Source organism: Bradyrhizobium valentinum, from assembly GCF_001440405.1.
Lineage (GTDB): Bacteria > Pseudomonadota > Alphaproteobacteria > Rhizobiales > Xanthobacteraceae > Bradyrhizobium > Bradyrhizobium valentinum.
Map to the genome: position 1 here is coordinate 1 of NZ_LLXX01000141.1, position 25,219 is coordinate 25,219.

Annotated in this window: 17 protein-coding genes; 8 read left to right on the forward strand and 9 right to left on the reverse strand. The window is 59.3% G+C overall.

Annotated elements, in window-relative coordinates:
* Positions 1-424: 424 nt before the first annotated feature.
* The 3 genes from CP49_RS24080 to CP49_RS47730 all read right to left on the reverse strand — a co-directional run bounded on the left by CP49_RS24080 (position 425) and on the right by CP49_RS47730 (position 2,718).
* Positions 425-862, reverse strand: coding sequence for an EamA family transporter (locus CP49_RS24080; protein ID WP_057852666.1), 438 nt, complete (start codon positions 860-862; stop codon positions 425-427).
* A gap of 292 nt (positions 863-1,154) precedes the next feature.
* Positions 1,155-1,580, reverse strand: coding sequence for a hypothetical protein (locus tag CP49_RS24085; protein WP_057852667.1), 426 nt, complete (start codon positions 1,578-1,580; stop codon positions 1,155-1,157).
* A gap of 940 nt (positions 1,581-2,520) precedes the next feature.
* A complete protein-coding gene (locus tag CP49_RS47730) occupies positions 2,521-2,718 on the reverse strand; it encodes a recombinase family protein (protein ID WP_057852668.1) in 198 nt (65 codons plus the stop codon).
* Positions 2,719-3,191: 473 nt separating this feature from the next.
* Between CP49_RS47730 and CP49_RS49350 the strand changes: the two genes are divergently transcribed.
* The 3 genes from CP49_RS49350 (at position 3,192) to CP49_RS24100 (ending at position 5,909) form a co-directional block, all read left to right on the forward strand.
* Complete coding sequence (locus CP49_RS49350) at positions 3,192-3,419, forward strand: hypothetical protein (RefSeq protein ID WP_420807639.1); 228 nt, start codon at positions 3,192-3,194, stop codon at positions 3,417-3,419.
* A 225-nt stretch (positions 3,420-3,644) separates the two neighbouring features.
* Positions 3,645-4,853 carry an MFS transporter gene (locus tag CP49_RS24095; RefSeq protein ID WP_057852669.1) on the forward strand — a complete coding sequence of 403 codons (1,209 nt, stop codon included), beginning with the start codon at positions 3,645-3,647 and terminating at the stop codon, positions 4,851-4,853.
* Between the two features lie 756 nt (positions 4,854-5,609).
* Entirely contained in the window at positions 5,610-5,909 is a 300-nt protein-coding gene (locus CP49_RS24100) for a hypothetical protein (RefSeq protein ID WP_057852670.1), read from the forward strand.
* A gap of 763 nt (positions 5,910-6,672) precedes the next feature.
* Here the strand turns inward: CP49_RS24100 and CP49_RS24105 are convergent.
* A complete protein-coding gene (locus CP49_RS24105) occupies positions 6,673-7,296 on the reverse strand; it encodes a ParB-like protein (protein WP_057852744.1) in 624 nt (207 codons plus the stop codon).
* Between the two features lie 2,314 nt (positions 7,297-9,610).
* Here CP49_RS24105 and CP49_RS43210 point away from each other — a divergent pair.
* Positions 9,611-9,886, forward strand: coding sequence for a (2Fe-2S)-binding protein (locus tag CP49_RS43210; RefSeq protein ID WP_082646194.1), 276 nt, complete (start codon positions 9,611-9,613; stop codon positions 9,884-9,886).
* Positions 9,887-9,928: 42 nt separating this feature from the next.
* Here CP49_RS43210 and CP49_RS24110 read toward each other — a convergent pair whose 3' ends face one another.
* The 3 genes from CP49_RS24110 to CP49_RS24120 all read right to left on the reverse strand — a co-directional run bounded on the left by CP49_RS24110 (position 9,929) and on the right by CP49_RS24120 (position 13,882).
* Positions 9,929-10,960, reverse strand: coding sequence for a bile acid:sodium symporter family protein (locus CP49_RS24110; protein ID WP_245310836.1), 1,032 nt, complete (start codon positions 10,958-10,960; stop codon positions 9,929-9,931).
* A 708-nt stretch (positions 10,961-11,668) separates the two neighbouring features.
* Positions 11,669-13,309: a Na+/H+ antiporter gene (locus CP49_RS24115; protein ID WP_057852671.1), complete on the reverse strand. Its 1,641-nt coding sequence runs from the start codon at positions 13,307-13,309 to the stop codon at positions 11,669-11,671.
* Between the two features lie 294 nt (positions 13,310-13,603).
* Positions 13,604-13,882 carry a hypothetical protein gene (locus tag CP49_RS24120; RefSeq protein ID WP_057852672.1) on the reverse strand — a complete coding sequence of 93 codons (279 nt, stop codon included), beginning with the start codon at positions 13,880-13,882 and terminating at the stop codon, positions 13,604-13,606.
* 533 nt (positions 13,883-14,415) lie between these two features.
* Between CP49_RS24120 and CP49_RS49355 the strand changes: the two genes are divergently transcribed.
* Complete coding sequence (locus tag CP49_RS49355; RefSeq protein WP_420807641.1) at positions 14,416-14,670, forward strand: DUF3551 domain-containing protein; 255 nt, start codon at positions 14,416-14,418, stop codon at positions 14,668-14,670.
* Between the two features lie 482 nt (positions 14,671-15,152).
* On the opposite strand, the gene CP49_RS24135 is transcribed toward CP49_RS49355, so the two are convergent.
* Positions 15,153-16,982 carry a tetratricopeptide repeat protein gene (locus CP49_RS24135; RefSeq protein WP_057852746.1) on the reverse strand — a complete coding sequence of 610 codons (1,830 nt, stop codon included), beginning with the start codon at positions 16,980-16,982 and terminating at the stop codon, positions 15,153-15,155.
* 1,084 nt (positions 16,983-18,066) lie between these two features.
* Here CP49_RS24135 and rpoH point away from each other — a divergent pair.
* The gene (gene rpoH, locus CP49_RS24140; protein ID WP_082646195.1) at positions 18,067-18,990 is read left to right on the forward strand and encodes an RNA polymerase sigma factor RpoH; all 924 of its coding nucleotides are present in this window, start codon (positions 18,067-18,069) and stop codon (positions 18,988-18,990) included.
* A 606-nt stretch (positions 18,991-19,596) separates the two neighbouring features.
* On the opposite strand, the gene CP49_RS24145 is transcribed toward rpoH, so the two are convergent.
* The gene (locus tag CP49_RS24145) at positions 19,597-20,508 is read right to left on the reverse strand and encodes a hypothetical protein (RefSeq protein WP_156438611.1); all 912 of its coding nucleotides are present in this window, start codon (positions 20,506-20,508) and stop codon (positions 19,597-19,599) included.
* A gap of 87 nt (positions 20,509-20,595) precedes the next feature.
* Here CP49_RS24145 and CP49_RS24150 point away from each other — a divergent pair, with 87 nt between their 5' ends.
* On the forward strand, positions 20,596-21,774 hold the full coding sequence (locus CP49_RS24150; RefSeq protein ID WP_057852676.1) for an efflux RND transporter periplasmic adaptor subunit: 1,179 nt from the start codon (positions 20,596-20,598) through the stop codon (positions 21,772-21,774).
* Positions 21,771-24,884: an efflux RND transporter permease subunit gene (locus tag CP49_RS24155; protein WP_057852677.1), complete on the forward strand. Its 3,114-nt coding sequence runs from the start codon at positions 21,771-21,773 to the stop codon at positions 24,882-24,884. The genes CP49_RS24150 and CP49_RS24155 overlap by 4 nt, the downstream gene beginning before the upstream one ends.
* Positions 24,885-25,219 lie beyond the last annotated feature (335 nt).

Sequence of the window (25,219 nt, forward strand, 5' to 3'; positions counted from 1 at the left end):
TCATCCTGAAACGACCCCCCGCATCAAGCCGGGGTTCGTGACGCTGGCGTACATCCCGCCAGTGACCGCATAATGGGCCCGCGATTTGCTTTTGCCGTTTTGATTATTGCCTTCGGTGCCGCTGGCTCAACCCGGTCGCGAATGAGCCACAACGGACATCAGGACTTTGCAACAAGCAACTCGAAGCCAGCCCCTATAGTGCGCTCAGTTGAACCTGATACGATGGCCGCCCGCTGGATTACATGCAGCGGCGGCCGCGTGGCCGCACGCCATGCACGCACAGGAGGGCCTAGAATAGAAGACATGCTGCCTTCGTCGCGGTCGCAACGATTGCCGGAGACATCCAACAGCATCCCACGTTGCAGTAGCGAAGCTGGTCTCAGCCCTTTCAATACCCATTGTAGCCAATACGATGCCGGCTCCCCTAAGCTCGGTAGGCAACGAGTACGACACCGCAAGCGACCAGAATCACGCCGATCCAATTTGGCAGTGCAAGCCGTTCGCCCAAGAAGAGCACTGCAAAAACTGACACGAAAACGACGCTGAGCTTGTCCACGGGAGCAACGCGCGCGGCATCTCCGAGCTTCAAGGCGCGGAAGTAGCAAATCCAGGAAGCGCCGGTCGCGGCACCCGATAGGATAAGGAACAACCACGTTCTTGCTGACACGCCGGACGGCTGTTGCCAATTCCCGGAGGCGTAGACGATCAGTCCGGCCAACAGCAAGATGACCACGGTGCGAATAAACGTCGCGAAGTCCGAATTGACGTTCTCAATACCGATCTTTGCGAATATGGCTGTTAGGGCAGCAAATCCTGCGGAAAGCAGCGCCCAAAATACCCAGGAGAGCAGCAGATTTTTCATGAAAGTGCCCGAACAAAGCGCAGCGCCCCGATCAGGGCAGTCCCCACCTCAAATGACGGCGTCCCAGTTCGCCTCGGGGTAAACCGGAAGTGATCGGCCCATTTCCCAAACGCGCTTTTAACCATTAGCGACATTCGATTCATTTGCGAGATGTCGGATTATGACCCCATCATCTGGAGGGGGCAGTCGAGATCGGAAAGAGAGATCGCCATCGCTTCCTGATGAGGTCCGCCTCGCGCCACAACGCGCCACGCGGCCCTGGGGCCGGGCACGGCGCTGTACCGCGGCCGAGTTACGACCGGTGATGGCGGCGAGCATGATGACGCGGGAATGCGTCGGGCGCAAAAGCATATGAGTCGTAGCGGTCGCCGCAGTAAGAGACGCCGCCGCCGGCCGACGCGCACGCGCCCTTCAACGCAGGCCAGTCGGGAGAAGCCTTGGCAGCGGGCGTTGGCGCGCCTCCATTCAGAACGTCCAGATTGGGATAATAGAATGCGAACGCGCCCGGCTCCTGGATGGCGGCCCTTATGGTCCCGTTCGGATTGAAGTCGTTCTTCGGATTATACCCGGAGTCGTGTAGATTCTTGATATACAGGGCGTGATCGCTGCTGCTCACACCGCCTGGCACCAGCGCACCCACAGGAGCTTGCGCGAAGGCCGGCGTCGCTGCGGTCGCGGCCAGCAGCACGGCGGCTGCAAGAGCTTTGAATGAAATCATTTTCGTTCTCCTGTATGGATCGATTGCAGACCCGCGTGGACAAGACGAATTGATCACGCTTCGTGAGGCGAGCGTGCTGTCTGGACTGCGAGCTAGCTGCTTGCAGCATCCGATGCGGATCTTGGTATTGGATGTAGGAAGACCGCGCGCCTGTCCCATTAAATTCCGCTTCAATAAATTCAACTCGGCTGGAAACGCGCGTCACAGAGTCAATCGCCTGCGGACCGGTATTCGCACACAACAAAGCTGATTGCGGCGCGACAGGACGTCGTGACGAATTCAAGCCGCGTGAACACGGCGGTGAAACTTGCAGACAAAAAGAAGGCCGCCTGCGTTGCCACAAGCGGCCAAGTCTAGGGAGGAAACGCCCTAAGGGGCAGCGATAGCGCGTCGGCTGGGAGGACAGGGGGTTAGCTACCGCATGCTGTATCTGGGTCGATCGCGATCCAGCGGCTCAATTGCACGTAGGTAGCTTCGGGGCATGCGAAGGTGTGTGGGGTGCACTGAGGGGTCCCCGGATAGTTGGCGGAAATCTCTGAAGCCCAGGTCGAGTGGGACGGAGGCGGCTTCCCCCGGTGGTGCCTCGATCCCTGCGAATGGCAGGCCATTGTCACCCGCCCACCACCATGGGCTAAGCCCTTGCGCCAAGCGGGGTGGTCCGGGACAACAGTCAAAACCGGATCATGATGGAGATCTAGAGGCCGCCTTAGTTGGCGGCTCTCTCATCTATAGGTAGGTTCATGTCGCCTGTTGTGAACTTTTCGGACCTAGCCCGATGTCTTCGTTTACTGCTATCTTCAAAAGCGGACAAGGGCCGCCCTCGCCTATCCGTTCGTTCAGCGCGCCGAGATGCCGCTTATCCTGTCAAGATGGCCGCGGCTCCTGCTTGAAAACACGCTGCACTACGCTCGTGCCGATGCGAATAATCTCCCGCTCGAACTCAGCAATACACCGAACATCTGAAACATCGCCTTGCCGGCGGTGGTTGACGTATCGATACCTTGCTGATGAAGGAACAGGTCGACCCTTTTTCCTGAAGCTCTTGCAGGATGCCGAGCAGGTCGGTCAGCGATCGACCGAGCCGATCCACCGACCATGCGGCGACCATATCGAACTCCTTGGCATTCACCGCCTTCATCGTCCCTCCGGGACGTTTGTCCCTGCCCTTGGCACCGCTGATGCCAGCGTCCTCGTAGACTTTCTAAATCTCCCAGCCCGACCGTTCCGCAACCGCGATCAATTCGCGGCTTTGATTGTCGGTGTCTGCTTGGACGTGCTGACAGGGATGTAGAGTGCAACCCGCTTCATGTAATTTCCCTTGCCTGCCAGACCACCTGAGCGAAAGAGCGGCCATGATTTCACATATACATTTTCGATCCTTCGCGAAGGGGGTTGGTATAGGCGCGGGCCGTGGGATCTCGCACTCTTGAAAGTGCACAGATCGCTTGACCTCGCCATGACCGTCGCATGTTTGACCGCGGGCGGAAGTGCGACACGAAATTTGGCCATCGGCAGAAAGCCCTCAGAAGAATGGTCTGAAGCGTTTGAGGAAATTCGGTCTGCCCCTAACAGGTCTCCGGACCCGACTTTTCTCGATGCTTGCCGCTCACGATGCGCGCGCGCCTTGCCAAGCAATGTCTTATCGCCATCGATGAGCATCGCGACGCACGTGGTCGCGTAAGCAACGAGCCCCAGCATCCGGACCTCACCACCGACCGCGCATGGCCGCCGGAAGCGGAAGACTTTCGAGTGAGACGACGGCGTATCGAATGCCTTAAACCGCCACGTCGAAGCCGGCAGAAATCCGCTTCAGCCGCCACCCCGATCAGCTTGAGCTGACCGCCGCGTACCAACGCCCAACCTGCTCGCAAAAATCAAACTGAGTTTTCTGAACGGCAATTTAATGGTGCCGGCAGGCCATCCGTCTATCTTCAGCTCTGACGGTAATGCTTTTGGAAGCAGAAAGCCTTGAGACGTGACGCTTCATCGGTCCATCGAGCCGTCGTCTTGCTGAAATGCAAGCTCTCGGCACCTGCAGTTGCCCCGTTGAAACGGTAAACGCTCATGCCTCTCGCAACTGAGACTCCGGCCTCCACGAGCCGACTTCCTTTGCTCGCCCTCGCGTTGGCTTCATTTGGGATCGGCACAACCGAATTCGTGATCATGGGACTGTTGCCCGATGTCGCCGGCGATCTTGGCGTCACGATCCCGCACGCCGGTCTCCTTGTGACCGGATACGCGCTGAGCGTGGCATTCGGGTCTCCTTTCCTTGCCGTTGCAACGGCAAGAATGGACCGGCGGAGGGCGTTGCTTCTGCTGATCGGCATCTTCATTCTCGGCAATCTACTTTGCGCGCTGGCTCCGAATTATGCCCTGTTGATGGCGGCGCGAATCGCAACGGCACTTTGTCACGGCGCATTCTTTGGACTCGGCGCTGTCGTCGCCGCCACCCTGGTGCCGGAGCAGAAAAAGGCCCAAGCAATCGCAATGATGTTCGCCGGTCTCACCCTCGCCAATGTGCTGGGCGTTCCGTTCGGCACCGCACTCGGCGAAGCCGTCGGCTGGCGGAATACATTTTGGGCCGTGGTTGTCATCGGCTTCGCCGCGGCATTTGCCCTTTACGCCTGGCTGCCGCGCGACATACCCGCTCCCCGCATGCAGTTCATCCACGAAGCAAGGTCGCTTGGCAGCACGCAGGTGATTTTAGCGATGCTGATCAGCGTGGCGGTGTCTGCAAGCCTCTTCAGTGTCCTCACTTACATCACGCCGATCCTGGAGAACGTGACAGTGATCTCGCCGCACGAGGTCACGTTCATGCTGCTGCTGTTCGGCATTGGACTCACGGCGGGTAATTTCATTGGAGGGTGGCTCGGCGACTGGAAGCTGATGCCGTCAGTGATCGGCATCCTGGCGTTGCTGATTCCGGTCTTGGGCCTGTTCACGCTTACGACCGCATCGCTGGTGCCGGCGGCCGCGACGGTCTTCTGCTGGGGTCTGCTGGCGTTCGCCCTCATCTCCCCACTGCAGATGCGCGTCGTCAACGAGGCAGCGCAAGCGCCCAATCTAGCCTCTACCCTCAATCAGGGTGCATTCAACCTGGGCAACGCGGCGGGTGCCTGGGTCGGCGGTCTCGCCCTGACCGACGGTCTGGCCTATCGCGAGTTGCCGTGGATCGGCGTGGCTCTGGCCGCAGTCGCCTTCGCGCTCAGCTTTCTGTCCCATCGGCTCGACGTAAAGGCGTCCGTCGCCGGAGCGCCGGAAGCCGCGCGATGACATCTGCGCTATCGCAAGTTTTCGCCGGACGCTCTGGTATCGGACCGAGTAGTCAAGCACCTTGGGCTTACTAAATACTGATCGGCCTGTGTTAGGCGGCGATTGGCGGCTATTAGCCTAAGCCAGAGGCGGCGCTGCCATTGTACAGCCACTGCCGGGTCTCTTCGTCGGTCCATCCGGGAACCGCGAATCGCGGCGTGGGAGCGGTAACACGTTGGACCGGGTGTAAGTGACCGTCGCGCGGCTGGAAGCGATGCACCGGCGCGGCGTTGGCAGAAGCGCACAAAGTGGTCAATAGACCCAAGGCCAGAACGGCTCGCATCGTATTTGCTCAGCTATCGTGGATATCACGCTGCTATGTGGACACGCGCGGCCAACTCCCCAAGTTGAAGCGACTTTACGATTAGTCAAATACGTTTGATGCCGGGCTCGTGTGCCCGTCAAAACGCACGGATTAAAATTCAATTTAATGGTGTCGGCGAATTGCTAACTTACATCCATCTTCAGGAACATCGAGCAACGAATTGCGCAGAACATGAACGTCCACACTCGACGACGCGGTGACTTACTACCCGTGATTTTGACTGTAATCGTCGCAGTCGTGGGTACCGCTGGTATCCTCAAAAACTTGCGCCCAGGCAACGATTCGCAGGGCGACGACGCGAGGATGATCACGTCCGCGGCGGTGTCGAGGGTCGGCGCAATTGAAATCCTTTCAGAGCCGCCCGCCGGCCGGCGCTAACGAGGAGTCTCGGCATGAAAACGCTTTCCGTTCTTTGCATCGCCCTTTGCGTTGGGCTTTCAACCACCGCGGCGTTTGCGCGCGGCGGCATGGGAGGAGCGCATGGCATGGGATCGTCTCATATGGGCATGATGGGTATGTCCACGATGGGCGGCGCGTTCGTCACCACCGCTGCGGCGCCCGGCACCAACTCGTCGGGCACGGCGCTTTCGTCAGATGGCGTGGGCCACCCCATGCTTGACAACAAGCCCGCTATCGACCCCGAAGACGCGAAGGTCGACAAAATGATAAATTCGATCTGCCGGGGATGTTGATGCTTATGGCCTGGGGCGTTGCCACTGACCTTAAGGAACGTCAAAATGATTGAAGCAGTCGCGGCATGTCTAGCCCTGCTTAGCGCTGGTATCTTTGTGGCTCACGCGGTTGACGCTTACGCCCACACGGCGAAGGTCAATGAAGCGGTGCGCAATCGAGACGATCACCAGTGCAGTTAAGTGTCGTCGTTTGCAAAACCCGGTGGCGGTTGTCCTTCACGGCAGGTGTGAAAATTTTGCTCATGTTCGGCCGCAGCAGGTCGGGGCAGCCTGTCGAGTTTGTCCATCCTTAAAGTGTAGGAGAGCGACGAATCTGGCCAACGTCCCCCTCCGTGATCGATGACAAGCACCTCGAATTCTTCAAGACGTTTCATGGCCGAGCAGACGGCCGCGACAATCCGGTTGTGCGCCCGAGGAGCTCCTGATTAGCCCAAGCCCAATTGAAGCGCCCGCGGGCCGGGTCTCGCTTGATGAGCTAAGGCGATAATCAGGCCAACGAGCTTCTCAGAAGGCGTGAGTTCGGAAGCCGATATCGATTCCATCCAGCGATCGCGAGCTTGTCGCCAGAGAATGGCTTCCCGAGGCAGCCATTCTACGCAGCGCTGCCGCGAAGCGGAATCTCACTTCAATTGCTCGATCGAGCTCGCCCCACACTTTCGTGTCGGCGTACGCTAGGAAGGCCAGTAGACTTGATCAGGTCTGGACCGTTCGAATTCCGGCCCCCCACTCCGGAGCCCGGAACGAATGAATTGTGTACCTCCGCTCAATCCAGGGATGCTGGCCCGCCCCATCCAGGAAGATAAATGGCTTCCTGACTCTTGGCAAATTTCATTGCCGTTATGAGTGCGCGATCGAAATCACGCTCAATGAGCCTGCGTTTGATACGCCGTCGCAGAAAGTCCGCCCACAGAAACTCGCTGAACGGTGTCGTATCCTTTGCGAATCCCCCCGCGCGCCTCAATTCGCCGGCCAGAGAGCGGAAAGGATCATCCACGAGGTCGCGCACCGATTTCGGAATATCCTTGTAGTCGCGACGACGACCCTTGTCGTCAAACGGATGCATCCACCTGCGATTGTCGAGGACCCTCCAAAAAGTACCCGGGTCGACCATGCTAAGGTTGGCGACAACCGCAACCAACACATCTTTGACGCCCTCCTCGTGAAGTGCGCGCGTCAAATGATGATGATCAATAATATAGAGGCGATCACTGGGTCCCAGAATAACTGGAATCATGTGTTTGCCGAGAAACTCCGCAGCTTTCTTGTCCTTCTTCTCGCGCCAGCCTTTCCGCTTTCCCTCGACCTCGCGCATGCCTACGGTAATCTGGGTTGGGCGCAAATCGGTGATACCTACCGGCTTAAGAACGGGTTCGCGGACCGCCACCATTGGTTGCTCCTGCATATGCTGTCGCTTGTGTATCGCTGGGGACTGACGGCACGTCCGCTGGCTGGTCGAATACCTCGATCATTGAGCCCGTTGGCCTGAGGTCGATAGCGACCGAATTCCGCAGCGCACCTAAATGACGCGATGGGCCACAACCGGACTCACGCGCCCGCAGGAAATTTGAATGCCCAGCAGCATGGGGGCCGTTCAAAGAATTCGGGCTGGTGGCAAATCGCTCCCAGCCCGAACCATTCGCAGGCTTCCCGCATTACAGTGCTAGGGACACCGTCATCGGTCCAGGCTCGTTGCTTGGCCGGTCAACCCGGTGCGGCGCCGATTGATCAATTAAACGACGCGGGTTCGCACGGCGGTTTGGTATAGGGGTCCGATGCAAATGCGCCGACGTCCGGAGCGCGGACGCAATCACGCGGGGCGCTGACATCTGCCCTCTTGACGACGTGCCGATACTCTCGAGCCATCGCGGGCGTGGTCAGCATGGCTACGGCGATCAGCCCAGCCGACAGAACTTTAAATCTCGTCATTTCAGTTTCTCCATTGGATACAGAAGCCAAACCATTTTGGCACCTGCTTTGAAAATGAGTGGAGCGACCGGCGATTTAAATGAAATATTTGTTTATGGTCGTTCACCGCTGCGCGAGGTCGGCGGAGGAAACGATCACAAATTCCGGCCCGCGCTCATCACGCGCCGTTGCGCGTGAACGTGCCATCGGCGGCCAAACTATACTCACGATCCGAAGAGAATTTTTCAACAGTTTGCAGAACGCGACCGGTTGCTGACATTCGGAGAGCGCTGGTGGATCGGCAGGTAAAGACGCCTGAAGCTCCAAACGTGTTCTCAAGCCCGATTGGCCGCGCTTGGTTCGGATGAACGATTTGAAGTTGTCGCTTATGGCGCCCCATGTTGGCGTAGGCGGCTCGGTCGGGCCGATCGACAGAAGCAGACTTGCGAGACTGCTTGGGTCTGTATTCGCGACCGGGTCGAGCCAGTAGCAAGTCCGCCATGCCGCCGAAAGCGGAAGACAATGAGAGCATGAGCGGGTGGTCTCGTTCTTATAACGCCGTGCCGCCGCCAACTTGGGCGGATCGTTGTAGCTCGGGTGTCGTCGTAGTGGAACGGCGGCGGTGGCACAGCGTAGTGAAAGGACAAATCCTGGCCATATCGCGGTTTGGAGTGATGCACCGGCGCGGCGTTGGCGGAACCACACAAAGTGATCAATAGGCCTGTGCCGATCAGGACGGCGTAAGGCGTAGCTACAGGCTTCCCCACTCTCCTCATTTAGATTTCTCTATAGGTCGATAGCGTCCCCGATCGGCTGTGCGCGGACGACTGGTCGTCCGACCCCAGCGACCGGGGGGAGCCGCTGGGGCCGCACTAGCAGTGCCTGTCTGAGGGAGAGCGGCACGATCCTGATGTAGGTTCGCAATCCGTCGGTCCAATTAAATTCTCTGTTAGATTCCCGGAGTGGTTTGCCATAGGCAGGCAAGGTCCGCCGTTGTGAGCGCTGGCGGCTCCCTTCTTACTCCCATTGCGGACAGTCGAAGATCCGCACCAAGTGACTCCAGGGTTATGTTCGATCCAGGCTAGCATCATATAGCCCTTACACTTGGGGCAATGAGGCGGGCTTGATCGAATTAACTACTAGGCCGCCAATCGTGACGGCCTTAGCGCGGCTCCATGCTGGCGTCCTGAACACTTCGTACGCCCTCCCCGACTTTGCTGCCGTTCCGTCGTGACGGTCAAACCAAGGTTTATCGCAGACGATCAGAAGATGTTATGCCGCAGAACGCAAGTGTGATGGAAGAACCCACCCAAATCGAGCATGTTTCACGCAGAAGGCGCTGCGCCGAGCCAGCCACCGAGGTCCGCGAAGCGAAACGTTTTGAATCGTGCGAACGGCGTCGATTTCCGTCAGCATCTCAGAAGCCTGTTTGGAAGGCTTTGGTAAATTCGAACGAGCATCTCACACGGCAGGTTTATCATGCACATTCACGATTTGGTTTCCGATGGATTCCTCACGCTGACAGCGGCCAGCCTTGTGCTGCTGGGCTCGAGCTTGCTGGCTTTCGCGTTCAGCTGAGCTGACAATTTCGGACGTTCTCGCCTTTCGCAACCGATTGCCGACGGACGCGATTCCGCATCCTTCGTGAATGTGCCACTTTCGTGCAGTTCCTTTTGTCTCGCTGCCGCCCGTGCGATCGTAACGCCGCCTCTCGCAGATTTCGATCGGCTGGGGCGAAGCTTCTCAATGATGCAAGCGACGTTCGGGAAGCATCACAGACCGGACCCGCCTCTCAAATGATCGTTTGTTCCTGTAACGTCCTCAGCGACCACGACGTCCGCAATGCCGTGGGCGGCAGCGGGTTCTTGCCGCGAAATGCCAAGCAGCTCTATAGCTGCCTCGGTTGCAGCGCCGATTGCGGTCGCTGCGCGCGCACCATCAACACCATCATCGAAGAGGCACTCGGTCCCTGCGTCAAGGCATGCTGTGCCGGCTGCCCGCACAGCCAGGAGGCGGCCTCATGCGCAATTAGTCCGGAAAGTGCTAGTAAGGGACATGCACTACCCGTCTGAAATGAAGCCGCGGCGAACCCGCAGCAAGAGGCGGGAGCTTCGTCAATGCGGCAGGAGGGATTTCGCATCCGCTGAAGCCAGCGATGGAACGGGCTCCGCGCGACGGCCCCACCGCTGGGCCAGCGCCGCGCACACCATCAGCTGGATCTGATGGAAGATCATCAGGGGAAGGATGACCGCGCCCACGGCGTGCGAAGCGAAGATCACCTTGGCAATCGTGATGCCCTGAGACAAGCTCTTCTTCGAGCCGCAGAAGACGATGGTTACCCGGTCGGCACGCTCGAAGCCCAGCCACTTGCTGACCAGCGCGGTGGTGATCAGCGCGGCCGCCAGAAGGACGCCGTCGTCGACTAGCAGCCCGGCCAGCGCCGAAGGTGGAACCTGGCGCCACAGGCCTTCGCCTACTGCCTCGCTAAGGGCTGAATAGACGATGAGCAGGATCGAGCCTTGGTCAACCCCGCTGATGATGCTCTCGTTGCGCTGGATCCATCCGCCAATCAACGGCCGCAGAAGCTGCCCGCAGACGAAGGGCACGAACAGCTGCAGCACGATTTCGCCGACGGCTCGCCAGGCGGAACCCAGTCCGATATGGCTCGAGAGCACGAGCCTCACCACCAGCGGCGTGACGAAGATGCCGATGATACTCGAGGCCGAGGCGCTGCAGACCGCGGCCGGGACGTTGCCCCTCGCCATGGCCGTGAAGGCGATTGAGGATTGAACGGTGGACGGCAGGGTGCAGAGAAATAGGATACCGGCGTAGAGCGTGGGCGTCACGAGCGGAGACAGGAGCGGTTTGAACGCCAGGCCGAACAGCGGAAACACGACGAATGTAATCAATAGCACCATGACGTGTAGCCGCCAGTGGCTTGCCGCCGCGATCACGGCTTCGCGCGACAGCTTCGCTCCATGCAGAAAAAACAGCAGCGCGATGGCGACGTTGGTGAGATCATCTACGGTCGCCGCCGCCGCGCCGCGGCACGGCAGCAGGCTCGCTACGACGAGCGTTCCGATCAGCGATAGGGTGAAGTTGTCAGGCAGAAACGTGGGGCGGGACATGCTAGTGATCTGATTCATTCAGGCGATTCCCAAAACATGCTCCAGCCTGTCTGGCCGTGAAAATCGGACCTCCTTCACTTGGCGTTCGAGCAGCGACCGAAAACCGGCTAGCTCGTACTAGAAGGCTTATCAAGCCGAACGTCCGCTCCAGGTCAGATTCGAAGTGCTGAACCCAAACTCAGCGCGCTTTTCCTCGGGAAACCACCTTGGCTCATGCCTCGCCACGCGAGTTCGAGGTCTCTCGCGGCACCGGAAACATACCCCAGTGAGAACAGCTGATCCATTCGTCGTGATCGATCGCGAACGCAGATCGTGAAGCGATTGCCGTCAACTTCATGGTTGTCTCCTTTGCTGTGCGAACATTTTTCAGATAAGAGACGCCCACACCGTCACCATTAAAATCTTGTTTACGCGTGCCGGCAGCGGTGCAACCACGTTCAGCAGTCGCATCGCGCGAAAAGGGGTAACGTCCGTGTCGGCCACTAGCGAAAGCCTATCCAGCTCTGAACAGTGTCCGCTGTGCCCAACAAACAGACCCTTCGCGCGGCCCTTCCGAAAATTGCCGTGCCGTCGACATCAATGGACCGCCTTCACACTATTACTGCCGTGCTTGTGCCGTCGGCCTCGCACCAATTCCAGCGGATGCGCCCGAACGAATTAATCGCCGCCCACAAGATCGTTAGGTGTTGGAACCGCAGGAGGCCATAGCGATGCAAATTGCGCGCGTCACCGCGTTGCGAAACGCGACTCCAGCAGATCAAGCTCTCTGACCAACTTGCGGGCGGTCTCGTCGGAGAGCCGGCGAGCACGGGCAATACGGTAGATTTCGGTCCGTTCGGCACGAAGCCCGGTCAGACGCAGCCTCCGCTCGATCTCATCGATCTTTCGCACCAGGGATGCTTCTTTGCCGGTCGTTGAGCGACCATTGATCCGCTGGCGATAAAGGTCCATGATACGTACTCCAGCATCCGTATATAGATCGGCGTCGCTGCGGCCTTCCCCCATGTGATGCTGCGCCTGCTCAATCGCTCGAATCGCCGCTTCCGCCGCGGCGATGCGTGCCAGGTCCTCTTCTTCCTGTTGCGACGGCTCAGATGGCAATTCGAGCCCCTTGAGGAGAAACGGCAGGCCGAAACTTGCTGCGACCAGCGACACAATGATCACGCCAGCAGCGAGAAAGATTGCAAGGTCGCGCGCCGGAAAAGCGGACCCATCGTTCATGGTCAGAGGCAGCGTCAGCACGCCGGCGAGCGTTATGGTCCCTCGAACGCCAGCGAGCGATGTCGCCGCGATGAGACGCCAGCTTGGTACATATGGATTTTGACCCTTCAGCGCTGCCCGAAACAACATGAAGCGCAATGACGTCCAGACCCATATGAATCTCAACGCCGCAAGGGCAAGATTGATGGCAACCACATACACAACGAGCCAGATCGGTTCGTGGTGTCCGGCCTCACGCACTACCAGCGCTGCACCGGTGGCGAGCTGCGGAAGCTGCTCTCCAAGCAAGACGAAGATGATGCCGCTGGCGGTGAACTGAACAAGGTCCCAAACCGCGCTGCGCCGAACCCGGGTGATGGGAAGCGCCTGGCCGCTCTGTTCGACGTAACTCATGGTGATGCCAGCCGCGACGGCGGCAAGAATGCCGGAGCAATGCAAACGCTCGGACAAAAGGTAGGCACCAAAAGGGATCAACAGGCTGATCAGAATCTGCGAGCCGGTCTCCTCGCCGAAATGCCGCGATACCCAGTTTTTCGCGGCGGACGCAATCCAGGTGACGCCTACACCTATGGCAATGCCGCCGATCACAAGCCAAAGGAACGTGCCGACCGCGTCGAGGAGCGAGAACGTCTCCGTTAGTGCTACGGCAATGGCGAAACGCATGCACACGAGGCCCGAGGCATCGTTGAGCAGCGACTCGCCGTCAAGAATGTGCATCAATCGCTTGGGGATCGGCACGCGGGTAGCGATCGCGGAAACTGCGGTAGAATCGGTGGGCGAGATGATCGCGGCAAGCGCGAAGGCGACGGCCAGCGGCATCGCAGGGATCATCCAGTTGATGAAATACCCGACGCCAACGACTGTGAACACGACGAGGCCGAGTGCCAGTTCCAGGATTGTCGCTTTGTCGCGGAACAACCCCTCCTTCGGTATGCGCCAGCCATCCAGGAAGAGCAGAGGCGGCAGGAACAGAAGGAAGAAAATGTCTGGCCTAAGCTTGACGCCGAAATTGGCGACCGAGGCAATGAATGCGCCGAGCGCTATCTGCAAGAGCGGCAGCGGCAAAGCCACCGGAGACATGCGTGCGAGCGCGCCGCTGACCACAACGGCCTGCAGAAGAAACAAGGCAACAGCAATCGTCTCCACGGTCTACTCGCGATGATCAATGTGGACAGAAGTTCGGCGCGTCGATTTCTCTCTTGCCCTTTACGCCGGGAACTAAGCAGGTCGGATGAAGCGGGCCGGGCTCAATCGGCCGGCGCCTAGCCCCTGCCCGGCTCGATATGACGGGAGCAAGCGCCGTGTGCCGTCCTCCTCGAGCACGAAGCTTGGAAGGGATCCGACCATCTTCGTGTCGCGCACAGCGCGAGGCGGTCGTTGTCCAGGATCAGCCAAGGCGCATGAATTTTCCGTGGCCAGGTTTGAAGACAGCTCACATGACTAAACAGTACGGTCTCGTTTCGCATTTGCCGTCGATAGCTTTTGCATTTCCGGCTTAGGCGCAGCAATAGCGGGGCCGGCCAGCTCTCGCGAAAACGGCGTCACGTTGACCCGTGATGAGACGACTTCCGAATCCGGATACGGTCCAGCCTGGATCATGCCATCACGGCGCATCGAGACCTCCGAGGTGGCCGCGCGCTCGAGTAAGGTCCGGAGCTTCGGATGTAGGCCCTCGCCACGCGACGCTGCGAAAACGCTGAACTGATAGAACAAGGTCATTACCAGGGTTCCTCGGCTACTCCCGCAATTGATCAGCACGACCGCCGTAAGCACGTCCCTACAGCTGTGGCTTTCAGTTCCAGCGAGCACGGAGCGCTCCCGTTTTGGGGAGATCTCGCACTTACCGGAATGAACTCGTGGGTTGCACAAGGCAGTATGCGACATGTGCAACGCCTGAGAGATAGGAAAGAGATAGACGCTCAGGCGAGCTTGACGATTAAATACGAATTTATTCTGCCGCCTGACTTGCCAGAATTCACGTGTCGCGCAGACCGTCTCACATGCTTTGCTCGATACCAAAGATCACACCGTCGGATCGACCGGCGCTAAGAACGACTCCAGACCGACATCGGTCAGGATTGACGCCACGAACATGTCGGGTCGGGTCCTGGGAGGAAATTCCTGACCCGACTCCATCGATTCCCATCTGCGGCTCAGAGATGAGGAAGCACTCAGTGAACATAAAACTTTTTTTAATCGATTTCCCAACGTCAGCTCTCATCTGTTTGATGACACCAATGTTGGAGGACATGATGATAATCGCTCAGGCAATCTTACTTATTTCCGCGACTGCGCTGTCTGCGCTTGCCTTTTCAGGATCCGCAGCAACTGCCGGGCCTATCGTTCCCCGCGGGCACTACTGTTTGTCATATAACCTGGGCGGCACAGATTGCAGCTTCACGAGCTACAAACAGTGTCTGGAAACTGCGTTGGCGTATGAAGCGCAGTGCTACGGCAAGACCGCTCGCGATGACGAAAATGATCGAACCCGTATCCTCCGTTGGTAACGGTCTTGAGGTAATTGGTCAGGCGCCGTTCGAAAAGACGCCGGCTAGGTCACTGGCGGAAGGCAAACGTATGGGCCCGCAAGCGGAAAACGTTCGGCGCGCTTGGATCATCGTGCTTCCATGACTTCATGCCAGGGTACAAGGACGAAGCCACGGCGCTGATTGGGGAACCGCAGTTCGGCGGCCTGGCCATGTGCTTGGTCAACTACCGGATCCTTCAGATCCGCGCCGGCACTGCCACGCCCAGGAACCGGACGATGTGGGCGCCAATTGGCAGCCAGCACGCACTTGATACGCTCTCGGCTTCCTGATCCCGCCCCTCCAAGTATCGCATTGGAAGCAGCTTGGCATGGGAAAGTTCGTCGCCTGATTACAACAGTCTTCGAGGCGGGATACCGAGTTCAAAGAACAGCATTTCAGCAATCAGACGAGAAGCGTTCGCAACTGCGATCATGGATATTCGTCTGATTTACGCGCGAGCTTCAGAGATTGGAAATCTGCAAAAGCCTGCGGTCGCCGATCCATGTTCTGGCAAGTTCAGCCTCGGCCTTGCGGGCCGCGTTGATGTCGCCGCGTGACTTATGCAGTTCCGCCAGGCCGTAGTACGACCAGCCGTTGGATGGTGCTCGGCTGAGCGCACGCTGGAACTGTCGCTCCGCATCCGCGTGGCGGCCAGCCTGCAGCAAGGCAGCAGCAAGGGACTGCCGGATCGGGTAGTACCAATATGGTGGCTCGGTGTAGGGCAGCGTATCCTGCAATACAGCCGCCCGCTCGAACCGCACGACGGCGGTGCGATAGTCGCCTTTGGCCTGGGCCACGCGGGCCAGGATCAGAGTGCGCGCGATGCGAAGCAGCTCCTGTGCCGGGACGTTTGAATCCTTCAGCAACCTGAAGTCTGCAGTGCGCTCCAGCGTCTCGATCGCATTGGCGGCCGCCGCTGCGCTCGCGAAGTCACGGCGCGCCGCCAGTGCTACGCCGCGCATGTAGAGCCACATCGCCTTGACATAAGGGATGGCGTCGCCGGGATCGGGCAGTGCCAGGATGGTCTCGGGCGTGCTGAACTGCGCGTGCGCGAAATAAGGCGCCGCCTTGACTGGCTGTCTACCACGGGAAATCTCGTCGGGAATGAGATCGCGCAGCTTCTCGGCGGCGGCGATCACGGTCTGGCCGTCGCCAGCCATCTGTGCCGACGCCATTACGAAGTGCACGTTGTGCGGATAATAGCCGAGCCGATAGACGCCCATCGGCGCGTTGGAGTCGGCCAGGTATTTTTCATCGACCATGACCGCGGTCTTGTTGTCTTCCAGGGCGTCGAGATAGCGGCCTACTCGATAGTAGATGTGGCTCGGCATGTGCACGAGATGGCCGGCACCGGGGATCGCACCGCGCAATCGGTCGGCATAGGGCTCGGCGCGCTTGGGCCGGTCCGAGGCCTCGACGGCATGAATGTAAAGGTGAATGGCACCGGGATGATTCGGATTGCGAGCCAGCACGCGCTCCAGCGTCGGCGCGATCGGAACGCTCTGCGGCTTGGCTTCACGGCCGCCCGGCTTCCAGTAGTCCCAGGGGCTGAGATCCATGACCGCCTCGGCATAGAGCGTAGCGATTTCGTCGTCATCGGGAAATTGCTTCGCCACCTTCGCCATTTCTGCCGCGTAGGCTGCATCAAACGTTGTGCGGGCGGCCTTCGGATCGCTGCCGTAGCGTGCCGCGACAGCACCGATTAGCGCCTGCTCGCGTGGGCTGGATTTGCCGGCAAGCGCCTTCGCCTTCTGCGCGGCAGCGTAGGCGGGCGCGACCGCGTCCTCCGGCATCGGAAGATTGATGTTGGGACCGAGCACCAGCGCTTCGCCCCAGAAGCACATGGCGCAGTCGGGGTCGAGCTTCTGCGCCATGCGGAACGCGCGCTGCGCCTCGCCGTGATTGAACGCATAGGCGAGACGCAGGCCCTGATCGAAATAAGCCTGCGCGCGCCCGTTCGCGGTTGTGATCTTGTAGGTGATGGAGCCGAGGCCGGCCCACAGCGGCGGCTCGGTTTCCGCGAATGCTGTCGCGGAGCTGGCTACGCTCATCTCGGCGCGTGGCACTTCTGTCTGGACCAGGCGAAGCATCATGTTCCGCGAGCCGGTCGCGGCCGGCGTGTGGCAGACCGGAAAATCGGGGCCAAATGGCAGCGATGGGTCCACAGCGGTAGCGCCCGCACCCGCGAGGGTAACGATGCTCCCGGCAAGCAGCGTCACCAGTGCAGAGCCGCCGAGTGCCGCAGCTCCCGCGGAGGCCAGTAGCCTTTTCGATCGCGTGAATGTCGCCATGTCGTCCTCCAAATCGGCCGGAAACAAATCTGCCGAATCTGAGATCCAACGGGTCGCACTGAGCCGGGATCCAAAGCAGACCCCTGAACGCGAATTTTGAGACTTTTCCTGCCTTTCTGCAAGACCATTGCAATGCTTGTGCGCAGCCGACACTTAAGCGTCGGCGAAAGGCTCCACGGGTGCCACGTGGGGCCGCCGGTGCTGTTCATGTCCGCCTTGGTCATTAGCAGACATCGCGGCTCGTCGGTCTGATGTCCCCTTTCCCCCAATGATCGACTTCCTATACTAGGAGAATAACTGCCTATTTCGGCGCGCCACGCTAAAGCTTAGCGGTACCGCAGCAGCTTGCGAATATGTCGCTTGCCAACGCATCCGCCGGGTCAAACGGGCGCGGGCCGCCGCAACACGTAATCGTCGGTGAGCGTTATACAGGAAACACAGGTCCATAGTAGGTACCCCAGTGACCCCACACATCGCCGTTCCTGTATCCGCTGGGTCCATGCAAACTGCTGGCGCGGTAACCGTAGCTGCCACCACCGAAGCCCTCGCTAATGCGATTGCCGCGAACACCATCACCCTTTGCCAATATAGCGCGCGCCAGGCGTGATACTCGCATTGGCGTCCGCCGCGCGGTGCCGCGACGCTGCATGGCTCTCGCGAGCCATAGCAGAGTTACGAGCAGAACTGCACCGGACAGAAGTTTAAGCTCAGCCCTCCAATTTCGCCATTGATCTGAACCGGTGCTTCTGCAGCGGAACGCCTGGGCTGTCGTAGTTATTGACCGCTTGGGCCTGACCTCGCATCAGAGTCAAAACTACCCGATTGCAAACGCAGGGCGCGCTTCGTCTTCAGCAAGCCAGTCAGGCGCGTTCGAAGGGACGAGCAAATCGTCATCATCAAAACTTTTTGTAAGCGTGTGGAAAAGTGCAAGCTCGTTCGGCGACGCGTTTGCCGAGTGAATTCGAATTTAGCGCCCCTAAACGCCAATTTAATGGCTCCCCCAGGCGCTGTGCATATCATTTGATGGTCCGCTCGAACTTCGAACGGCAGACGATATCCAGCTTTTCACGACGGAGCGATTGACATGAGCGTTGAGGGACAATTCGCAGGCCCTACAGTTCCAGCCAAGCGTGAACCGGCATTCGCCAGAGATGGAAGCGGCAAGAACTATCTCTACAAGATCCGGCGCTTCGAGATACTCGAAAGGGACAAGGAATACGACCTCGCCAAACGTTGGCGCCAGAACGGTGACCGCAATGCCGCTAACCAGCTTGTGACAAGTCATCTTCGTCTCGCCGCCAAAATCGCCATGGGCTACCGCGGCTATGGCCTGCCCATCTCGGAAATCATCTCCGAGGCCAACGTCGGCCTGATGCAGGCATTGAACCGCTTTGAGCCCGAGAAAGGTTTTCGCTTTGCTACATATGCGATGTGTTGGATCAGGGCTTCAATACAGGATTACATTCTGCGCTCGTGGTCTCTTGTGAAGATCGGAACCACCACCAACCAGAAGAGGCTCTTTTTCAAGCTGCGCACGGCAAAACGCAAGATCGCGGCATTCGAAAGGGGCGACCTACATCCCGATCAGGTAACCTCGATCGCGAAAAGCCTTAATGTTACAGGCCAGGACGTTGTCGACATGAATCGACGACTCTGCGGTGATGCGTCACTCAATGCACCAATTCATGAACAGGGCGAACCCACCGAATGGCAGGACAATCTTGTTGACCAGTCCCCCTCGCCAGAAGCTAACGTCGTCGAACAGGACGAGAAAGATCACCGACGCAAGGCGTTGGTCGCCGCAATCGCTGTACTGAACGACCGCGAGCGTCGTATCTTCGAGGCGCGCCATTTGGCGGACGAAGCGCAGACGCTGGACGACCTCGCCGTCAAATTCAACCTGTCACGTGAACGCGTCAGGCAAATCGAGGCGCGGGCGTTCGAGAAGGTGCGAAAGGCGGCGAAGACCCACGCCGCACTACCGCCGGCGGCGATGCAGGAGGTTTGAGGCACCTGAACCGAGCTCGGATTTCGCAGATAGCGTTCACAGTTCGGATTATTGAACCACAGATTAGAAAGCCTCAATTTCACGCAGGTGACGTGAACCGCGTTACATCCAGCTGTACTCATGCGTTCGGCGGCGCAATTCGCCTCCGGATAATAGGCCGCGATTGAGCCCTGCGCGATATTGGACGCGACCGCTGTCAGGTTCGGCATAACACGCCGTCCGCTTCCGATCCCCCACCCGGCTGCAGCTCCGTCGTAGCCGCCCACGCCCGCGACATCGTCTTCGCTCATTGTGCTCTCCATAGTCGCGGCAATGTTTCGCTGAGGTGTTTCCCGACCCGATTATCTTCATCAGACATAGTCCATGGACATCGGCAGGAAGCGCCAACGGTTCAAGTAAAATTACTTTTAGCTTTCTGAGAACCGAAATGGCCGGGGTCGGCCGGCCCCTTTCATTGGGTGGGGAGCAGATTCGGCTCACGGTCGAGGAGCCGTCTTCCGTATCAGAAAGAATAAATGCAAATTTAGTTGAACAGGTTTGATTGTCCGGCCAATTACGATTGAAGCGTTTAGAGCCGACCAAAACGACGATCCTGCGATCATTCAATCATTCCTTGGAGCGACTCCATGCTGCCCTTCTTCTTTCAACTGTGCCGCTGTCGATTCCGCCAATCGCGATTGCTCGAATGGACCGCGAGGCTGTCGTGATCGAAATCGCAAAACCTCGCTCCGAGTCGTCGATGCGCTCCGGCCTCGGCGCCGGCGGATTCACACGGAGAATACGGTTAAGATTCTCGTTGAGTCTTGCGATGCTTCCGGCGCTCCTGGCTTCCACCGGGGCCATCGCGCAAGTTGGTGCAATGGTGACGACGCCGACCCTTGGTGCGACGTCGCCGCTTGGGGTGAGCCCAGGTACGTCAGTCGGACCGACCGGAATCCCGCTCGGCTCCACTGAGATCACTTCTCCAGGACTCAGTCCCGCACCCACCGGCGTAACGGGCACAATCACGATTCCGAGTACAGCTAGCGGTACGGCATGTTCGACCGTGGGGACGTCGCCATCGTCAATGTTCGGGTCCACCGCGAGCTTCGATGGCGGCGGAATGGGGATGGGAACAGGATCACCCGCCACCGCAACAACGGCCGGCAGCGCAGCGATGACGGGCAGCACGACAATGTCGGGAGCGTCAACTTCGTCGGGGATATCGAATTCGTCAAGCATCCTGGGCACGTCGGGAGTTTCGGCAACTTCAGGAACGATGGAAACGGCGGGAATGTCGGGAATGTGCGGCTCGGGCTCAAGCAGCGTGGTTTCATCATCTACTCCAACCTCGACGGCGCCCACTGCGACCGGCGGTGTCGCTAGAACCGGAATTCCGTTGGGTTCGACGGAGATTAGCAATCTTGGGGTCAGTGCCACACCAGCGGTGCCGACACCAATCGTAGCGCCCACCGTGGGACCGAGTGCAGTGCTGCCGACCATCCCCACGGTTGCCCCTCCGCCCGCTGCTTCATCCACGGCAACAAACCTGTTCCCGTGTCTGACCCCAGGGACATCGGCCACTGGCTGCTAGATAAGATTCTTCATCCTTGAGCGAGAACGACCATGAACAAGAAAGTCGCCATGTCTGTCGCCGTTCTTACTGCGGTGCTTGCGGCCGGTGGTTTGTACTTGATGTACGCCCACCGCTTCGCGAAGGTCGCTGCAGCACCCGCTCCGCCCGCGGTGCCAATTGTCGCTGCGACGGTCGCCCAGCATGACGTGCCGATCTATCTAACCGGCGTCGGCACGGTGATCGCGTATAACACCGACGTCGTGCGGGCCCAGATCCAGGGGCAGATCGTCAGCATCAACTTCACCGAAGGCCAGACCGTACATGCGGGCGACCTGCTGGCGCAGATCGATCCGCGACCCTACCAGGCCTTGATCGATCAATACACGGCCAATCTTGAGCGCGATCAGGCTCAGCTCATCAACGCTCAGGCCAATCTCTCACGTTACACCACATTGGGGCAGAAGGGCTGGGCCACTCCGCAATTGCTCGAAACCCAGAAGGCGCAAGTGGGGCAACTGGTAGCGGCCGTCAAGGCCGATCAGGCACTGATCGATTCGGCGAAGGTCGAACTCAGCTACACGCGCCTGACCTCGCCGATCGATGGCGTGGTCGGGATTCGTCAGATCGACGTCGGCAACATCATCAGTCCGTCAACTGCGAACGGCCTCGTCGTCGTCACGCAGCTAGACCCGATTTCGCTGATCTTCACGCTTCCGGAGAAGGCGCTGCCGCAAATCCAACAGCAACAGCAAGCGACCAAGAAGCCGCTTGCGGTCCTCGCCTACAGCCAGGATGATACGGCGCTCCTCGATCAGGGAGTGCTCGGCCTCGTCAACAACGAGATCCTGCAGACCACCGGCTCGATCCAGCTCAAGGCCAATTTTGCCAACAAGTCGGGCAAGCTCTGGCCAGGCCAGCTCATCAATGCGCGACTGCTCGTCGACACCCGGCACAACGGCCTGACCGTTCCCGCGGGCGTTGTGCAGCAAGGTTCGACCGGTCCCTACGCCTATGTGGTCAATCCGGACAACACCGTCGCAATCCGCCAACTCAAGGTCGCGCAAATCAGCGACGGCCAGGCACTGATCGATTCCGGCCTGGAGGCCAACGAGCAGGTCGTGGCCGACGGGCAATACAAGCTGCAGCCCGGCGTGCATGTGGTGGCGCTGCACGGCAAGGCGGCGCAGGAAGAAGCCGCGCAGGACGCGCTACAGGCGCCGATCCCATGAACATTTCCGCGCCGTTTATCTATCGCCCGATCGCGACCGCGATGCTGATGGTCGCCTTGTTGGTGGGCGGCTTGGTCGCTTATCCGCTGTTGTCGGTCGCGTCACTGCCCAACGTCAATTATCCGACGCTTAACGTGACCGCACAGCTCCCTGGCGCCGATCCGCAGACTATGGCGTCCACGGTGGCCTCCCCGCTCGAGCTACAATTCGGGGAGATCCCGGGTCTCACCCAGATGACATCCGCCAGCGCGCTCGGTTACACCCAGATCACCCTGCAGTTCGACCTGAATCGGCAGATCGACGGCGCGGTCAGCGACACGCTCTCAGCCATCAATGCCGCGAACGCCTATTTGCCGGCCGGCTTGCCTTATCCGCCGCAGATCCGAAAGGTCAACCCGGCAGAGACGCCGATCCTGGTTCTTGGCATCACCTCCGACAGCCTGCCGCTGACGGTCGTCGACGCCTACGCGCAAAATATCCTGCTGCAGAAGATCTCGCAGGTATCCGGCGTCGGTCTCGTCGGCATCGGAGGCACGCAGCAGCCGACGGTCCGCATCCAGGTTGATCCGGAAGCGCTGGCCGCCCGCGGCATCAACCTCGAGGACGTCCGGACGGTGCTTGGGCAGGCGAATGTCGACCTTCCCAAGGGCACGCTCAACAGCCCGCGGCAGACCTATACGCTCAATACCAACGATCAGTTGTTCAAGCCCGACCAGTATGCCGACCTCGTCATCGCCTATCGCAACGGGTCGCCGGTTCGCGTCCGGGATATCGGCCGCGCCATCAGCGCGGGTGAGAATGAGTTGATCGCCGGCTGGTACAACAGTCAGCGGGCGATCATCTTGGCAATCCAGCGGCAACCCGGCGCCAACGTCATCGAAACCGTGGGGCGAATCAAGGCGATGATGCCCGTGCTTCAGGCCTCGATCCCGGCCGCCGTCAAGATAAATGTCATATCCGATCGCACCCAGACCATCCGCGCATCAGTCGCCGACGTTCAGTTCACGTTGCTGCTGACAGTTGCGCTCGTCGTCATGGTCATTTTCATATTCCTGCGCAATCTCTGGGCAACCATCATCCCTGCCGTCACCGTGCCGCTGTCGCTGGTCGGCACGTTCGCGATCCTCTACGAGATGGGCTACAGCCTGGACAATCTCTCGCTGATGGCTTTGTCGATCGCTGTCGGATTCGTGGTCGATGATGCCGTCGTCGAGATCGAGAACATCACGCGGCACATCGAAGATGGCATGTCGCCGTATGACGCGGCGCTCAAGGGCTCCGGCGAGATCGGCTTTACCGTCATGGCGATCACGTTTTCGTTGATCGCCGTCTTCATTCCGCTGTTCCTGATGAGCGGTTATGTCGGCTTGCTGTTCCGCGAATTCGCAGTGACCGTGAGCGTGGCGCTCGTTCTCTCGCTGATCATCTCGCGCACACTTACGCCGATGATGTGCGCCTACCTGCTCAAGCCGGAGAGCCAGCAACACGGATGGCTGTACCGGATGTCCGAGCGCGGTTTCGACGGCCTGCTCTACGCCTATGAGGCGGGCCTCAAGCTCGTGCTGCGGCACCGCTTCATCACGCTGATGGTGATGTTCGGCACGATCGCGCTGACCGGTTATCTCTACGTCATCATTCCCAAGGGCTTCTTTCCTCAGCAGGATACCGGATTGATCATCGGCCAGTCCGAGGCGGCGCAGGATATTTCCTTCCAGGCGATGAAGGAGCGTCAGCAAGCTTTGCTCGACGGCATCATGAAGGATCCGGCTGTCGCCACCGTCGGTTCGGCCGTCGGCGCCGGTGGGGGTAGCTACACGCTCAACGATGGCCGTGTCTTCATTCAGCTCAAGCCCGCCAACCAGCGTGAACCAATCGACAAGGTGATGGCCAGGCTGCGGACCAATCTGGCAAAGATCCAGGGCATCACCCTCTATATGCAGGCCGCCCAGGACATCACGGTCGGGGCACGGCTCAACAAGACCCAGTTCCAGTACACGCTGAACGATGCCGACCCCGGCGAGCTCAGCCACTGGTCTGCTCTGTTCCTCGACAAGTTCAAGGCAATTCCGGGCATCACTGACGTGGCTACCGATCAGCTCAGTTCCGGGCCGTTGCTCGACATCACGATCAAGCGCGAGGTCGCCTCGAGCTACGGCATCCTGCCGTACACGATCGACAACACGCTCGACGACGCATTTGGCCAGCGCATCGTTTCGACAATGTATACCACGCTTCAGCAATACCACGTCATTCTGGAGGTGAATCCCAAATTCCAGTACGGCCCAGAGGCGCTCAACAGCATTTACGTCAAATCGTCAAGCGGGCAACAGGTGCCGTTGTCGACGCTAATCGACTCGGTGGTGAAGGTCGCCCCGCTCGTGGTCAACCACACCGGACAATTCCCGTCGGTGACGATCTCGTTCAATCTCGCGCCGGGCACCGCGATCGGACAAGCCGTCAGCGCCATTAACGCGGTTGAAAAGGACCTGCATCCGCCGCTCTCGGTGCAGACCAGTTTCCAGGGCAATGCGCAGGCATTTGGAGCATCGTTGTCGAGCACGCCGATTCTCATCCTCGCCGCGCTCTTCGTCATCTATATCATTCTCAGCGTGCTCTACGAAAGCGTGATCCACCCGATCACCATTATCTCCACCCTGCCCTCGGCCGGCGTCGGTGCGCTGCTGTTGTTGATGGCGGCTCACTATGACCTCAGCGTGATTGCGATCGTCGGGATCATTCTGCTGATCGGCATCGTCAAGAAAAACGGCATCATGCTGGTGGATTTCGCCTTGCAGGCCGAACAGAACGAAGGCCTGTCAACTGAGGAGGCAATCTATCAGGCCTGCATCAAGCGTTTCCGCCCCATTCTGATGACCACGATGGCGGCGCTGCTCGGCGCTGTGCCGATGATGATAGGCACCGGAGTCGGCTCGGAGATCCGCCAACCGCTCGGTTACGCCATCGTCGGCGGCCTCGCGCTGTCACAGATTCTCACGCTCTATACGACGCCGGTTGTCTATATTTATCTCGATCGGCTGCAAACCCGGCTGTTCGGGAAAAAGAGGAAACAAATTGCTTCCGGCGAAACAGCGCCTGCGCCCGCCGAATGATCGAAGATCACAGCCGTGCCAATGCCGCCGCCAGTATTGGCTGGCCAACGCCAGTTTCGAGATACGCGCGGAAGAGCCGATCTAAACCTTTATATAATGGCGCACGAAAAGCCGGCGACTATCTCAACAATTCAAGCTTCGTTCTGGCACAAGGATGACAATCGATTTTCGAGGCGTGACATGTTGGCGGCGACTGCCGTCGGTGGGGCGATGACGGCAGCGACAATGACCACAGCGAATGCCGCGCCGGTGAAGAGTGATATCACCTTCGGCAATCCGAACGATCCGCCGCAGGGTGCAATCAACGCCAAGAATCCAAGGAGCATCACCGATCC